Source organism: [Actinomadura] parvosata subsp. kistnae, assembly GCF_900323885.1.
Classification (GTDB): Bacteria; Actinomycetota; Actinomycetes; order Streptosporangiales; family Streptosporangiaceae; genus Nonomuraea; species Nonomuraea composti.
The window spans coordinates 383,130-397,416 of the sequence record NZ_OOHJ01000023.1 but is presented as its reverse complement, the minus strand read 5'-3'; the positions used below and the strand labels follow the sequence as shown (position 1 = coordinate 397,416).

General features: G+C 74.7%; 12 protein-coding genes. 2 read left to right on the top strand and 10 right to left on the bottom strand.

Annotated features, from left to right (window positions below):
- Positions 1-76: 76 nt before the first annotated feature.
- The 7 genes from KIS93_RS53290 to KIS93_RS53260 all read right to left on the bottom strand — a co-directional run bounded on the left by KIS93_RS53290 (position 77) and on the right by KIS93_RS53260 (position 8,507).
- Positions 77-256, bottom strand: coding sequence for a thiopeptide-type bacteriocin (locus KIS93_RS53290; protein ID WP_080037577.1), 180 nt, complete (start codon positions 254-256; stop codon positions 77-79).
- Entirely contained in the window at positions 246-977 is a 732-nt protein-coding gene (locus KIS93_RS53285) for a nitroreductase family protein (RefSeq protein ID WP_186404970.1), read from the bottom strand. The genes KIS93_RS53290 and KIS93_RS53285 overlap by 11 nt, the downstream gene beginning before the upstream one ends.
- A 185-nt stretch (positions 978-1,162) precedes the next feature.
- Positions 1,163-2,092 (bottom strand): SagB/ThcOx family dehydrogenase, encoded by a 930-nt coding sequence (locus tag KIS93_RS53280; protein WP_186404969.1) that lies wholly within the window; start codon positions 2,090-2,092, stop codon positions 1,163-1,165.
- Between the two features lie 35 nt (positions 2,093-2,127).
- A complete protein-coding gene (locus tag KIS93_RS53275) occupies positions 2,128-4,080 on the bottom strand; it encodes a TOMM precursor leader peptide-binding protein (protein WP_080037575.1) in 1,953 nt (650 codons plus the stop codon).
- On the bottom strand, positions 4,073-6,166 hold the full coding sequence (locus KIS93_RS53270) for a YcaO-like family protein (protein ID WP_080037574.1): 2,094 nt from the start codon (positions 6,164-6,166) through the stop codon (positions 4,073-4,075). Before KIS93_RS53270 ends, KIS93_RS53275 begins: the two co-directional genes overlap by 8 nt.
- A gap of 153 nt (positions 6,167-6,319) precedes the next feature.
- Entirely contained in the window at positions 6,320-8,095 is a 1,776-nt protein-coding gene (locus tag KIS93_RS53265; protein WP_230466055.1) for a multicopper oxidase family protein, read from the bottom strand.
- The gene (locus tag KIS93_RS53260; protein WP_080037572.1) at positions 8,088-8,507 is read right to left on the bottom strand and encodes a hypothetical protein; all 420 of its coding nucleotides are present in this window, start codon (positions 8,505-8,507) and stop codon (positions 8,088-8,090) included. The genes KIS93_RS53265 and KIS93_RS53260 overlap by 8 nt, the downstream gene beginning before the upstream one ends.
- 109 nt (positions 8,508-8,616) lie before the next feature.
- Between KIS93_RS53260 and KIS93_RS53255 the strand changes: the two genes are divergently transcribed.
- Entirely contained in the window at positions 8,617-9,504 is an 888-nt protein-coding gene (locus KIS93_RS53255; protein WP_230466054.1) for a LysR family transcriptional regulator, read from the top strand.
- On the opposite strand, the gene KIS93_RS53250 is transcribed toward KIS93_RS53255, so the two are convergent.
- The 3 genes from KIS93_RS53250 to KIS93_RS66655 all read right to left on the bottom strand — a co-directional run bounded on the left by KIS93_RS53250 (position 9,470) and on the right by KIS93_RS66655 (position 12,880).
- Complete coding sequence (locus KIS93_RS53250; RefSeq protein ID WP_080037571.1) at positions 9,470-11,524, bottom strand: NACHT domain-containing protein; 2,055 nt, start codon at positions 11,522-11,524, stop codon at positions 9,470-9,472. The two genes, KIS93_RS53255 and KIS93_RS53250, sit on opposite strands and share 35 nt — an antisense overlap.
- 130 nt (positions 11,525-11,654) lie before the next feature.
- Positions 11,655-12,185, bottom strand: a complete 531-nt coding sequence (locus KIS93_RS63975) for an MFS transporter (protein ID WP_246005505.1) — start codon at positions 12,183-12,185, stop codon at positions 11,655-11,657.
- Positions 12,186-12,190: 5 nt separating this feature from the next.
- Entirely contained in the window at positions 12,191-12,880 is a 690-nt protein-coding gene (locus KIS93_RS66655; RefSeq protein WP_246005500.1) for an MFS transporter, read from the bottom strand.
- Positions 12,881-13,109: 229 nt separating this feature from the next.
- On the opposite strand from KIS93_RS66655, the gene KIS93_RS68015 reads away from it, so the two are divergent.
- Entirely contained in the window at positions 13,110-14,111 is a 1,002-nt protein-coding gene (locus KIS93_RS68015; protein ID WP_080037570.1) for a LysR family transcriptional regulator, read from the top strand.
- The last annotated feature ends 176 nt before the right edge of the window (positions 14,112-14,287 follow it).

Sequence of the window (14,287 nt, the reverse complement as noted above, 5' to 3'; positions counted from 1 at the left end):
CCACGGCACGGGCGCCCTCGACCCTGCTCGTCATCCCGGTGGCCGCGACGGGCTCACCGGAGGGCCGACGCCGGCTCTACAGCTCCGGAGCCCAGCAGCTCATGGCCGTCAGGTACGACGAGCAGTAGCCCGGGGAGGACGAAGCGCCGGTCTCGATGGTGCCGTGGCCCTCCGCCACGATGGAGTCGGCCGACACGACGTCGATCGAGTCGATCTCCAGGCCGCGCAGGTCGAGCTTCAGGTTCTCAGCGGACATGTGCATCTCCTTCTGTGTTTTCTTTCGGTACGAAGCCGTCGAACGGGTCACGCTGTGTCGTCGGAGCGTCCATCACCTCCTCGTGGACGGGGGCGGGGATCGGGCGGGTCACCAGGGGCCCGCCGGTCGGTGGGGTGCCCATCACCAGGAAGGACAGGCTCCTCAAGGGCGTTCGGGCGAGGCCGAGCACGTCGTCGGTGGTCTCGTTCGCGCCGTCGGAGTGGATGCGGGCGGCCAGGCCCAGCGCGGCGGCGGCCAGCGCGGCCCTTTGGGTGATCAGGCCCGTCTCCATCTGCTGCATGCGGTACCAGCGGTCGCCGAACGTGGGCGCGCCGGCGACCGGGTCCCCCACGGGGATCAGCACGGCGGCGGCCCCGCGCAGCGCCACCCGGGTGTTGGGCAGCAGGGGGCCGGTGGTCACGGCGTCGATCGAGGTGGCCGACGCGTGCAGCGTGTGGCCGGCCGGGTCGTACCAGTAGGCGCCGCGCGGCAGGCCGTCCACGCGCAGGGACAGCACGCACACGGCCGTCGCGGCCGGCCCCGCGCTGGTGCCGGGCAGGTCGGACGGGTAGCCGGCGCAGGCCGCCGCCAGCACCGCCCCGAGCGCTCCTGCCGGGAGGGGGACCGGGCGGTAGCCGGCGATGGGCGAGGCGCGGCGTGCGACGGCTCCCGTCAGGCGGGGCGCGGGCCGGAGGGCGGGAAGGGGGTGGGTCGCTTGCACGGGCGGACGTGGCGGGCGGGCCGGTCCGATGAGCGGGCGGCTGCGGGAGCGTGCGGGGAGGCCCGTTCGCGGGGGCGGGCGGGTCGGGGAAGGCGAGCGCGCAGGCTCGGTGCAGGCCGCGGCGAGGCCGTCGGAAGGCATGGCCTGGGGAAGGGGTCTGCTCTCGCCCGCCGTCGGCCGCGACATCAGCTCATCAGGCGACGGCGGCAGCGGCCCAGGGGCGCGGGAGGTGATCGGCTGCGGGGAGACGGCCGGCTGCTCCTGCGAGGCGGGGGGCGGCGCGGAGGCAGTCGGCTGCGAGGAGGCGGTCGGCTGCGGGAAGGTGGTCGGCTGCGAGGAGGCGGTCGGCTGCTCCTGTGAGGCAAGGGGCGGTGCGGGGCCGGGGGGTGGGGGTTCGTGGGCGGGAGGGTGAGGGTGAGGGCGGCGAGGGTCGCTTCGCGGGTGCTGTCGAGGCCGAGCAGCCGGTCCACCTGGCCGTCCGCGAACCGCAGGTGCGCCCCGCCGGCCAGCCCCAGCCGCTCCCCCACGGCCAGCGCCTGCGCAATGAGCACCCCGGTCTCCTGGCAGATCAGGCGGTAGCCGAAGTCGCCGTACTTGAACATCGACCGCCAGAACACCGCGGACAGCACGATCACCACGTCCGCCCGAGGGCCGCCCGCGAGCAGGCCGGTCAGCGCCGGGACGTGGTCGCCGCCGCGGACGCGCTCCAGCACGTGGTGCACCGGGTCGTAGTGGTACAGGGCGGCGGGCAGGTGCGGCTCGCGCGCGGCCACGTACGCCTCGATCGGGTAGAGACCGCCGCCCGACGGTGCGGGCCGGCCGGCGAGCAGCATCGGGGGACGTCCCAGAGGCTCGCCACCGTCGCCGAGGTGATGGGACCAGACGATCCGCGTCAGCCCGAGCAGGTCCCGCAGCAGCTCGCCCAGCAGCCCGCGCCCGGACCCTGTCCAGGGGAGGCGGACGCGTTCGGCGGCCGGGTAGCGCTTGTGGCGGGTCGGGGCGGCGGCCCAGTCGATGGTCAGCGGGCCCCGGTTCCGCATGGCGGCCAGGTAGCGGCTCGTCGCCGCGCCGGGCGCCGCACTCGTAGCCGTGCTCGTAGCCGTGGTCGTGTGCACGCGGGCTCTGCCTCGCTTCCTTCGGTGGGGGCCGGTCAGGGGAACGGGTGCGGGTACGGGTTCAGGTCCTCGGGGCGCAGGTCGCGTTCGCGGTGGCCGAGGAGCCGGGGCAGGGTCAGCAGCCGGGGCAGGCCGTGCACGCGCCGGTAGCGGTGCCCGAACGTCATGGAGACCGTCCCCGGCACGAGGACCTTCGCCGCGTACATGCCGCACACCCGCGCCTCGGGCGAGGTGATGTCGACGGCGATCACGTCGAGGCCGGTGGCCAGGTAGCGGCCGGCCAGCTCGGCCACGTCCGCGCAGAGGTCGTCGTGGCGGGGCCAGGCGGTGCGGGCCGTCACTTCGGACAGGGGCAGCGCGGGCCCGTCCAGCGGCAGGAAGGCCAGCCGGCCGAACGCGTCCGGATGCGCGTAGGTGAGGGGGTGGTGCTCCAGCAGCCGCACCTGGTCGGAGTCGGCCACGAACCGCGCGGACGTGGCGGGGTCGTAGCGTTCGAGGTGGCTGGCCAGCATCGGGCTCAGGTCCTCAAGGGCGCGGCGCAGCGCCCGCTCCGGGTCGAGGTGCGAGGCGGAGCCGCACAGCGCGTACGGGCGGCCGGGCCCGCCGAGCGCGTCCACGGCCATCACCCAGAACACCGGCACCCGCTGCTCCATCAGCGCCGCGAACGCGTGCACGTCGTAGCCCAGCCGGTCGCGTACCCGCTGGGCGAGCATCGGGATGCGGCGGTCGGCCGCCGAGCCGAGGTCCACGCGCGGGACGGGCAGCCGGGCGTACCAGGTGGCCAGGGCCGCGTCCCGCTCGGCCACCTCCAGCAGCCCGTACAGGACGGCCTCGGCCGGGTGGCCGCCCAGGGCGCAGCCGTTGGAGCACTCGTAGGCGAAGCCGAGGTCGTCGCGGGGGCGGGGGCCGAAGAAGGCGTAGCTCTCCGGCACCAGCACGGGCGCGTCCCGGCCGAACGAGTACGCCCACACCCACGTCGTCGGGCGTTCCGGGTCGAACCGGGTGAACAGGAAGCCGGGCTGGTCGTACCAGTCGTCCGGGTAGAGGCCGAGCGTGCGCGGGTCGAGCGCGTGGCCGGCGATGTCGCTGTACGCGGCGCGGACGGTGGTCCGCCGGCTGCGCGGATGGATGCCGGCGATGCGCTCCAGCGCCTCGGCGACGGCGGTGGCGCGGGCGGAGGCGAAGTCGTCGCTGCGGCCGTAGCCGTGGTGGCTCTCGTGCTCCGTGCGGGACGGGCTGAGCCGCGCCACCGCCATGGGGCCGCCGCCGCGCTCCTGCGCCACGACCGCCTGGACGATGCCGGTCTCCGCGTCCACGAAGAGCCGCTCCAGCTCCGCTCCCCTGCCGGTGATCCCGCCGACCCTGAACGTCCCGGGGTCCGGCTTGGGCGCCGGGCGCGGGACGTACCGTCCGGCGTGCGGCCCGTCGTCCGTTCGCGTGCCGCAGTCGGGGCACAGCGGGTCGGGCAGGAACGTGTGCCGGCGCACCGCGCCGGTCGGCAGGCGGACCTTCAGCAGCGCGCCGTCGGTACGCGCGGAGCCGGGGTCGCGGCGCAGCCGGCGCACCTCGTCGGCGACCAGCGCGGCGACCGTGCGCGACACGAGCGGGGTGAGCAGCGTGGTCGGCCGGGAGTCGAGGTCGGCGGCCCATTTCGCGCGCAGGGCGTCGCGGGCCTGCGCGTCCGGGCGGTTGCCGGCCCGCCTGCGCGCCACGCACGTGGGGCAGCCCGGCCTACCGGGGCGGACGGCCGGGCCGACCAGCGCCCAGCCCGCCTCGACCCGCACCGGCAGCCACGGCACGGCCCGCTCCGCCGCCCGCCTGGCCACCGCCGGGTACGGCCGCACGTCGTCGGCGTCGCTCGCCACCACGATCGCGCCGCCGGCCGGCTCGGCGGCCAGTGCCTGCCTGATCGCCGCGTGCAGGCGTCCTTCCCCCAGGACGGTCACCAGGCCGGGGTCCGCGGCGGGCGCGACGACGACCTCAGTCATCGAGCAGCACGATTCGGACGACGAACGGCAGCAACCGGGACACCTCCGGATCCGCGTGCGACGGCACCGCCACCGGCACCTTCCCCGACCGGCGCAACGCCCCTGCCATCACCCGGACGGCCTCGGCCGGGTCGCCATCCGGAGGCCACAGGGGGTGGGGTCGTGCGTAAACGTGCTGGCCGGGAGCCCTGGACTGCCAGCGGAGCAGCAGCCGTTCCAAGCCGTCGCGCAGCGCGTCGCGGAGGGTGGCGGCTACGGACACCTGCGCCTCCTGGCCGGGGACCGTCAGGGCGACGGCGGGGACGCCGAGGACGGCGGTGAGATCGTGGATGTCCGGCGTCTCGCCTGCCAGGGCCACCTGCCGCAGCAACGCCTCGGCCTCCTCGTCGTGCGGGAGGTCGATCGGCGCGGTGGGCGTCGCCGCCTGAGGTGCGTTCGAGAGGCGATCGCGCAGAAGGTCCTCGCAGTGGGCCCGCAGCCCAGCGGCCAACGCCTCCACCCAGCTCAACCCGGCCCCGGCCCCGACCGGCGCCAGCCCCTCCGCGGCCGGTTGGGCTGGAGGACTGGGGAGGTGGAGGGCGGTGGTGGGCACGGTGCGTGGCCGGCCGTCCGGCAGGTTCACGCCCCAGACCACCCCCTCCCCGTCGGGGTGGTCCAGGGCCGGCACACCGTACGTGGCGAGGGCGGCGAGCAGGCACCGCAGCCGGGCCGTCCGTTGATCGGGGCCCCAGCCGAACGCCTGCCGCGCCGGCGCCCAGCCGGGCAGCACACCGAACGGGTCGGAGACGACCGCCTGGCACACCGCGACCGGCGACTGCGTCAGGGCTTGCTCGTCGAGCATTCCGAGCACGCCCAGCCGGGAGTCGACCAGCTCGGCGGTGAGGGCGAGCAGCCCATCCGCCTCGACGGCAGCCATCGCCTTCTCCGCCACAGCGGGTGCCGCCTGGGCGGGCATCGCAGACGTCGCTGGGTGAGGCGCCGCTGCCTGGGCGGGCGTCGCGGGCGCTGTCGCGTGGGCGGGCGCCGCTGCGCGCAGGGCTGTCAGTTCCTCTGTCAGCTCTCTGATCGGCTCAAGGGCGACCCGCTGAGGACGGGTGGTGGTGGCGCGCGGGTGGGGCAGGAAGCGGTGCGGGAGGGTGTCGAGCGTGCGCAGGTCCACCCGGACGAGCTCGCGTTCCGAGCCGGTGTCGAGGCCGGTCACGCGGCTGAAGCAGGCGAGCGCCAGGATGGCGGCGACCACCGTGGGCACCGGCCCGGTCAGCAGGTCCTCGTCGGGCGGGGCAGGGGTCGCGGCGGGCAGCCCGGCGAGCCGGTGCCAGCCCGACTCGGCCGCCGTCTCCGAGGGGCGCCCCACCGGGCCGATCCAGACCTCCGCCGGGCGGACGAGTGCCTGCCCCAGCATGATCCCGGCGGCCTCGCAGGCTCGGGCCGTCGCCACCAGCTCGTCGAGGTCCGCGCCCACCTGGAGCACGATGTCGGCGTTCCCGGCGATCGTCCGCAGGTCGCGGGAGAAGGGCAGTGTCCGGACCTCCTGGGCGGGATCGCGCCGGGCCGCATCCGCGACCCGGCGGACCCGCTCGGAGCCGCCCCGATCACCGGACCGCCCGGAGCCGGCCTGGTCGGCGGCGGGGGTGATCACGGTGACGTGGCGCCAGCCTGAGCCGACGCAGGCCGCCGCCAGCGCCTCCAGCAGCGGCCCCTCCCCCACCAGCGCCAGCCGGGCGTGCCGGATGCGTTGGAAGCGTTCCTCGGGCGAGTCGAGGGCGTAGCCGATGAAGGCGATCTCCTCCGCGTACGCGCGCAGCTCCGCCTCCGTCAGCCCGTGGGGCCGGGGGTGGCGGGCGTCGACCACGAAGCGCTGTTCGGCGAGCTGTCCCACCAGGCGCTCGACCATGGTCTTTCGGTCGGCGGGGAGGCTCGCGGTGAGCTCGGCGAGGGTGTGGTGGCCGGTCAGGGCGGGGGCCAGCCGGGTGAGCCAGGCGTACGCCTGCCGGCCCCGCAGGGTGCACGCACCGTAATCGCTGTGGACGTAGGCGCCGTCGGGGCATTCGACGAACCGTACGTCGTCCCTAAGCTGCGGTCTCATCGCCGAATCGGCTTTTGGGAGCGCTCCCATGAGTGGGATATTACGAATGGAAAGCGTTTATGTAAACCCCATATCACCCCTTTTAAGTGCGCCCGATGGCAGTTATAATCGCCATTTCTCATTTTCGATTACGGAATGTCACTTACCGGAAAGTCACACGATCTCGAGATTGGCCATCATGGCCATGTCCTCGTGCTCGGCGTTGTGGCAGTGGAAGAGGAAGCGTCCCCGGTAACCGTCGAAGCGCGTGATGATCTCCACAGCCTCGCCCGGGCGCAGGGAGACCGTGTCCTTGAGACCGACGTCGTGCGGAAGGGGCGGCCGGCCGCTGCGCGAGAGTACGCGGAAGCCGACCAGGTGCAGGTGCACGGGATGGTGGACGTCGGCGACCAGCCGCCACACCTCCACATCGCCCAGACCGGTGGTGACGTCGGCCCGCGCCGGGTCGAACGGCAGCCCGCCCACCAGCCAGCCACGCCCCCCGTGCATCTGCCCGGCACGGAAGGCGAAGTCCCGCACCCTGACGGCGTCGGACCGCCGCCATGCCGGCAGATCGGTGGACAGGACGCCCGGGACGCGGCTGTCGTCGGCGGCCTTGCGCGCGACCCGGAACGCCATCACGTCACGGGTGCGGCCGGTGCCCAGCCGGTTGAGCAGCCTGACCCGGCTCCCGACCGGAACGCCCGAGAAGTCGATGACCACGTCGTAGCGCTCGGCGGGCGCGATCGGCAGGAGCCGGTGCGTGACCGGCGCGGCGAGCAGCCCCTGGTCGGCGCCGATCTGGACGAGGTCCAGCCGGCGCCCGTCGTCGGTGACCGCTTCCAGCTCGTAGTGGCGGGCGTTCGAGGCGTTCAGGACGCGCAGCCGGTAGCGGGCCGCGTCGACCTCGTGCACCGGCCACGGCGCGCCGTTCACCAGGATCACGTCACCCAGGACGCCGGCGAGGTACGGCTCCTGCACGCCCGGCCGTTCCCGCAGCGTCGGGTCGAGGGACGGGTACAGGAAGCTGCCGTCGGCGGCGAAGGCCCGGTCGGCGATCATGAGGGGGAGCTCGCGCGGCCCGGCGGGCAGGCCGAGCGCCTCCTCGGCGTCGTCACGGACGATGTGCAGCCCGGCCAGGCCGCGCCAGATCGCGGGCGCGGTGAAGTCCATCCGGTGGTCGTGGTACCAGAGGAGGGTGGGCCGCTGGTCCAGGGGGAAGGTGTAGTCGCGGGTCAGCTCGGTCACCACCGCCCGCGCGTCCTTCATGCCGTGACCCGCCTGCATACCGTGACCCGCCTGCATGCCGTGCCCGCCGTGCGTGCCGTGACCCGCCTGGGCACCGTGACCCGCTTGCGTGCCGTGCCCCGGCTCGGCGGCGTGGCCGGCGTGTGCGGTGGTTCCCGTCCAGCCCGCGGGCAGGACGAGGTCGGTGGGGTAGCCGTCGGAGGCCGCCGGCGTGCGTCCCCCGTGCAGGTGCACGACCGTCGGGACGGGCAGCTCGTTGCGGTGCGTGACGGTGATCTGCCGACCGCGGCGCGACTCGATCGTGGGTCCGGGGAACGTGCCTCCGTACGTCCATAGCGGGGTCCTGACGCCGGGCAGGATCTCCGCGCTCGCCTCCCGCTGGACGATCTCGTAACGCCCGGGGGCGACCGGCTCCAGCGTGGCCGGGATCGGCAGCGGCACCTGGTACGGAGGCGGCAGCGGGACGGCGCTGCGCAGCTCGGCGCCGGTGACCGACGGCCGCCGGGCCAGCGCCGCCGAGGTGGACAGGGCGGTGGCCGCCATCAGCCCGAGCGCCCCGCCGATCCCCAGCACCCGCCGCCGGCTCATTCCACGCGGGGCCGTGCTCGTCCCGCGTTCCTCCTCGCGCCGCGCCGTGCTCATCCCGCGCTCCTCCTCGCGTCCCGCCGTGCTCGCCCCGCGCTCCTCCTGGCGCTCAGCCATGATCGGCCTCGATCCGGCGCGCGAGGGGCCGGCGCCAGACGGCGATGAACTGCACGACCACCGCCGCGACGGTCATCACGCCGAGCGGGAGGTGCAGCCACAGCGCCCCGTCCAGCCCGGCGAAGTACTGCACGGTCTCGGCCGCCACGATCGCGAGGGTGCCGGTGAACGGCCACGCGCGGCGCAGCCGTACCCAGATCACAATCGCCACGACGACCTGTACGTAGCCGATGGAGGTGACGACGTCGGCGCCGAGCGCGTGCCGGCCCAGGCTGTCGTAGTCACCCGTCAGGTACACGCCGGCGAACACCGGCTGCGCGGCGATCGCGACGGCGTGCGCGCTGACGACGGCCCGCAGTGTCCATCCCGCGGGGGACGTGGCGGATCTCAGGCTGTCGGCCACGGTGGCCATCAGGAGCCTCCTCAAACTCTGGTCTCGCTTGTCGAGCACGCTCGACGATATGATCCCGGAGTTATCCTGTCTAAGATCAATATCGCTATGACGTTATGTCGCGGGAGGCATGATGGACCTGAACACGCTCCGGCAGTTCGTGGTCGTCGCGCGGCTTGAGCACCTGAGCCGCGCCGCCGACGAGCTGCGCGTCGCCCAGCCGTCGCTGAGCCGCACCATCAGCCGGTTGGAGAGCGAGCTGGGCGCGCCGCTGTTCGAGCGGGCGGGCCGGCTCCGGCTGAACGAGACGGGCCGGCTCTTCCGCGACTACGTCGAGCGTTCGCTCGGCGAGCTCGACGCCGGGCGGAGGGCGGTGGCGGAGGCCGTCAGCGAGGGGGTGGGCGGGGTGCGGCTGGCGTCGGAGACGTTCCTCACGCTCACGGGGCCGCTGGCGGCCTTCAAGCGCGCGCACCCCAGCATCGAGGTCGGCCTGCACTGGACCCCGGCCGAGGACATGGCGCGCCGCCTGCGCGCCCAGGACGTCGACCTGTGCGTGGCCTCGCAGCCGATCCCCGTGGAGGGCCTGGAGTCGGTGCGGCTGTTCGAGGATCCCGTGGGGGTGGGCACGCCGCGCGATCACCGGCTGGCGGGCCGGGCGTCCGTGAGCGTCGACGAGCTGGCCGGCGAGCCGTTCATCACCGCCCGCAAAGGGCACTGGATCCGGCGGCTGCTCGACCGCCTCTTCGCCGCGCGCGGGCTCACGCCGCGGATCGTGTGCGAGAGCGACGAGCCCAGCGCGATCGCGCAGCTGATCAGCGCGGGGCTCGGGGTCGGCCTGGTGCCCGGGTTCGCCCGCCACAGTGCCGCGCAGACCGCCGGCGTCTGGATCCCCGTCGACGATCCCGGCTGCCGCCGCACGGTGACCCTGTACTGGGGGGCCGACAGCCACCTGTCCACGGCGGCCCGGCTGATGCGCGCCACCATCACCGGCTGGGACTGGGCCGCTCCCGCGCCGTAGGCCCGGCGTCCGCCAGGTGGTCCTGAAGCTCGCGGTGGCGGAACTGGTAGGAGACGCCCGCCTGCCGCATCAGCCCGGCGCCGCAGCACCACGCCAGGAACCGGCCGAGCCGCCACGGCAGCCACCGCCTGTTCCAGCGCCGGGTGGCGGCGAGCAGCCCCAGGTAACGCAGCCCGACGACGCCGACGGGCGCGCCGGTGGCGGTGGCGACGAACGACACGGACGACACGGTCAGGAACGCGAACGCGAAACTGGTGCTCCCGTCCAGGCCCGATCCGAGGAAGAGCAGGAAGGCGCAGAGCCCGATGGTGAGCATGCCCGCGGGGGCGATCACGAGGTCAGAGCGGACGATGCCGCGCGGCTCCGGCGCCTGCTCCGTCCCGACGGACATGAGCCCCAGCACCAGGCCCAGGGGGATCCCGAAGAGCAGCCACCCCTCCAGCAGGGCCAGGTCGGGGTGCCGCCAGAAGGCGTGGACGACGGCGTTCACCGACTGCCCGAACAACGCGAGCAGCAGGCCGGCGAGCAGCCCCTTGGCGAACTCGCGCCGCCCTCGCGCCGTGCGCAGCCGCGCCACGTCGACCCAGCTCGGGGCGTCCTGGGTCGCGCTCCAGCTGGAGGTGATCAAGGGGATCACCGCCGCCAGCACGGCCGCGAACGGAAAGCCCTCCGGCATCCAGGCCAGCGACGCCACGACCACGGCCAGCGCGATCGTGGCCGCGATGGCCGTGCCGGCGATCCGCGCGCTGCGCGGTCCCGCCAGCGGCCACAGCTCGTGCAGGACGAGGTCCGACTTCGCCGCTCCCCCGGCCTCGTCCAGGTGACCGGCCAGGGCCGAGAGCCACCTTTGGACGTTGCGCACCGTGTACCCGGGATGCCCGGGATGCGAGCGCACGGCCGCGTGCACGAACCAGCCGACCAGGTGCGCGCGGATCGCCTCCTCCGTCGCGAGTCCGGGGCCGAGCAGTTCGGCGGGGTCGCGGGCGTAGGCGCCGCGCGGGTCGCGCTGCTCGTACACGACCGCGGCCGCGGTGAGCCGCCACGGCGTGCGCAGGCCGCACGCCAGGACGCCGGCGGGCGCGGCGCGCACGGCGTCCAGGACGGGACGCCAGCGGCCGGGATCGTCCGCCCGGTCGTGCAGGAACGCGGCGATGTCCGCCGGTCGCAGCGGGCGCAGCTCCACCCGGGCCGCGTCCCTGAGCCGCACGTCGCGCGCCGCCAGCGCCTCGTAGTGGCCGGAGCGGCAGGTCACGACGACGTCGGCCTTCGTGTCGGCGTAGCGGTAGTCGTTCAGTGCGCGGATGGCGTGGCCGGCGCGGGAGGCGTACTCGGGGGACGGGCTCCGGTCCATCTCGTCCAGGCCGTCGATCACCGGCACGACCAGTCGGCGCTCGACGACCTTGGCGGCGGCGGGGCGGGACAGGTGGAAGTTCCCGACGAGGTGGGCGGTCAGGAAGTCGTCCGTGCTCATCCGGGGGTCCCAGGAGGCGGCGGACAGCCGTACGGGCACCGCCTCGCCCGGGCGGCGCTCCCTGAGCATGGCGATCATCAGCTTCACCGCCAGCACCGTCTTGCCCGAGCCGGCGGCGCCGGTGATGATCAGCCGCCGGGGGCGCAGGCCCCGGAAGTAGTCCATCACCCCGTCCAGCGTGCCTGTGCGGCCGGCGCCCTGGGCGTTGCGCGCGGGCGCCTCCCGCAGCTCGAACGCGACGTCCATCGCGCTCTCGTCCGCCCCGAGCAGCTGGCTCCACGTCCTGGACTCGGCCGTCATCACCATGCCCGCCAGCCGGTCCGCGACCGCGCCCGCCTCCTCCTCCCGTTGCAGGCGCAGGCCGCGCCAGGTCAGCCACAGGGACGGGACGCTCACCGCCAGCGACACCAGCCCGATCGTCGCGCCGAGCGGATCGATGTCGCCGACCTCCGCCTGACGCAGCAGCGGGACGATCAGGACCGCCGCGATGATCGAGGCGGCCAGGGCGAGCGCGCCGAAGACGATCGTGGACAGCCTGATCCGGCCCATGCGCTCCCCTGCCTGTACGGGTCCCCGCACCGTAGACCCCCGGGCGCGGGCGGCGCCTCAGGTGGTGGGCCGGGGATGTCCCTAGCCCGGCCGCCTCATCGTCCGCTGCCGGCGGAGGCGACGGCGGAGGTCACCCTCGCGGCTCCGAGGTCACCCGGCCGTCCCTCCGGGCGTCCGCCCGGTCGTGCCTCCGTGCGTCCGCCCGGCCGAACAGCCACGTGAGGACGGCCGCGGCGGCGACGAACACGGCCGCAAGGGGCGGGAGGAGCGTGGCTCCGCCGGCGTCGAGGGCGAGCCCGCCGGCCGCGCCCGACAGCGAGACCGCCAGGTAGAGGGCGGACTGGTTCAGGGAGGCGGCCATGGGCTGCGTGCCCGGCGGGGCGTAGCTCATGATCAGGTGCTGCTGCGGCGTGGTGACGGTGAAGGAGAACACACCGCCGACCGCGATGGCCGCCACCGCCGTCGCGTACGAGCCGCGCAGCGCCGGCACCAGCAGGAAGACGAGGGTGAGGAGCAGCGTGCCGGTGATCACGACGCGGCGCGGGCCGGTGCGGTCGGTGAAGTGCCCCGCCAGCAGGTTCCCCACGGTGCCGGCCACCCCGAACACCAGCAGCAGCACCGCCACGCGGCTGCCCTGGCCGCCGGTGGCGGGCTCGTACACGGCGCTCAGGTACGTGTACGGCACGTAGATGCCGGTGAACGCGACGACCGTGGTGGCGAGCACGCCGAGCACCCGCCGGTCGGCGAGCGGGGCGAGCCGCTGCCGCCAGCCGCCGGCCGGGCCGCCGCCCACGTCGGGCAGGCGGACCGCGATGATCGGCACCACGACCAGGGCCAGGGCCGTGACCAGCCACATCGTGGCCCGCCAGCCGAGCGCCGCCCCACCGCCGTACCGAGCGGGGCGCCCAGCGCGAGCGACGACGTGAGGCCGAGCATGACGATCGCGATGGCCCGGCCGCGGCGCTCGTCCCCGGCGATCGCCGCCGCCGTGGCGCTGGCCGTCGCCGCGTAGAGCGACGCCCCGCCCGCGGCGACCGCCCGCGACACCAGCACCAGCGCGTACGAGGGCGCCAGCGCCGTGATCACGTTGCCCACGGCGAACAGCGCCAGCCCGGCGGGCAGCACGACGCGCCGCGACCAGCCGGCGGTCAGGGTGGCGAGCACCGGGGCCAGCACGGCGTAGGCGATGGAAAAGACGGTGACGAGCTGGCCCGCCGCGGCCACGCTGACGTCGAGGGACCGGGCGATCTCGGGCAGGATGCCGGCGACGACGAAGCCGTCCGTACCGACGGCGAACGTCCCGAACGCGAGGACCGCCGCGTGCGTGCGCCAGCCCCGGCTGAGGTCGGTCTTCACCTGCCCTCCCGCCCGCCGGACTGAGGGGTGCGTACGGGGGCGCCCGGGCAGGCGGGCACGATATTGACGATCATGAATGTCTCCATGACGGACGGATTCAAGACAGGAAGGACCCCGGTGCGGGATCACGGGGGTCGGCGGCCCGGCGATGGGGCCGCGGGGTCCAGTCAACCGCTCACCGGGGAGGACCTGAAGGATCGATCGGATCAGTATTGATAGCCTTGCGGAGATGAATGATCTGGAGGTGCGGCAGCTCAGATACTTCGTGGCGGTCGCGGAGGAGCTGCACTTCGGGCGGGCGGCCGAGCGGCTGGGCATGGCGCAGCCCCCGCTGTCGCGCGCGATCGGCCGGCTGGAGCGCCGCGTCGGCGTGCGGCTGCTGGAACGCACCACCCGTCACGTCACGCTCACCCCGGCGGGAGAGGTCTTCCTGCGCGACGCCCGCATCGCCCTCGACACGATCGACGCCGCCGTCCGGCGCGCCCGGCACGCGGGCCGGCCCGAGCCTCGCCTTCGGCTCGCGCTCAAGGCCGACCACGACGCCGGGCTGCTGCCCCGCATCCTGTCCGCCTACCACAGCGAGGACATCGCGCCCGTGGTGGAGCTGGTGCACGGGGCGCGGGGCGAGCAGGCTCCGGCGCTGCGCGACGGGCGGGCCGACGTCGCGCTCGTGAGCGGCCCGTTCGACGACCGCGGCCTGGACCACGAGCCGCTGCTGACCGAGCCCCGCCTCGTCGCGCTCGCGGCCGGCGACCCGCTCGCCGCCCGCCCCAGCCTGCGGCTGTCCGACTTCGCCGGCCGCCGGCTGCCCAGCGGCGCGCTCGTCGAGCAGTCGGGGCTCCCGTCCCCGCACGCCGGCTCGGGCGCCGGGCTCGACTCGGACACCGGCGCGGGCGCCGGCTTGGGCGCCGGCACGGGCGCGGTCGCCGCCGCCACCGTCCCCGGTCAGGACGCGGCCCGGCGCGAGCGCGTCACCACCTCCCGGCAGGGCGCCCTGGACATCACGCAGATCTTCGAGCTGGTGGAGCTGGGCTCGATCGTCTGGTTCCTGCCCGCCTCGATCGCGCGCCGCTACCCGCGGCCCGAGATCGCCTACCGGGCCGTGGAGGACCTGGAGCCGGTCACGCTGTCGGTCGCCTGGCCGCAGGAGGCCCGTTCGGGAGCCGTCGCCTGCTTCGTCCGCAAGGCCACGGAAGTCGCGGCCGCCGCCCGCTCAGCACCCGCCTCTTAGCCTGCGTAGGCCGCCCGCCCCCGCACCCCTGCGCGCGCCCGCGCGCCCCTTCCGCCCCGACATATCACGACTTTCATCGATTTTCGGCGGAAGCCTATGGGCAAGGCGAAGATCTCGTCTTATATTACGGCGCAGAGCAGCGTAATTCCCTTCACCTCCCAGCGGATGACCCCCCA

What these genes read in the sequence shown, in the direction of transcription:
- KIS93_RS53290 (WP_080037577.1), bottom strand. Translation starts at nt 256, where the DNA reads ATGTCCGCTGAGAACCTGAAGCTCGACCTGCGCGGCCTGGAGATCGAC.
- KIS93_RS53275 (WP_080037575.1), bottom strand. Translation starts at nt 4,080, where the DNA reads ATGACTGAGGTCGTCGTCGCGCCCGCCGCGGACCCCGGCCTGGTGACC.
- KIS93_RS53270 (WP_080037574.1), bottom strand. Translation starts at nt 6,166, where the DNA reads ATGAGACCGCAGCTTAGGGACGACGTACGGTTCGTCGAATGCCCCGAC.
- KIS93_RS53265 (WP_230466055.1), bottom strand. Translation starts at nt 8,095, where the DNA reads ATGGCTGAGCGCCAGGAGGAGCGCGGGGCGAGCACGGCGGGACGCGAG.
- KIS93_RS53260 (WP_080037572.1), bottom strand. Translation starts at nt 8,507, where the DNA reads ATGGCCACCGTGGCCGACAGCCTGAGATCCGCCACGTCCCCCGCGGGA.
- KIS93_RS53255 (WP_230466054.1), top strand. Translation starts at nt 8,617, where the DNA reads ATGATGGACCTGAACACGCTCCGGCAGTTCGTGGTCGTCGCGCGGCTT.
- KIS93_RS53250 (WP_080037571.1), bottom strand. Translation starts at nt 11,524, where the DNA reads ATGGGCCGGATCAGGCTGTCCACGATCGTCTTCGGCGCGCTCGCCCTG.
- KIS93_RS68015 (WP_080037570.1), top strand. Translation starts at nt 13,110, where the DNA reads ATGAATGATCTGGAGGTGCGGCAGCTCAGATACTTCGTGGCGGTCGCG.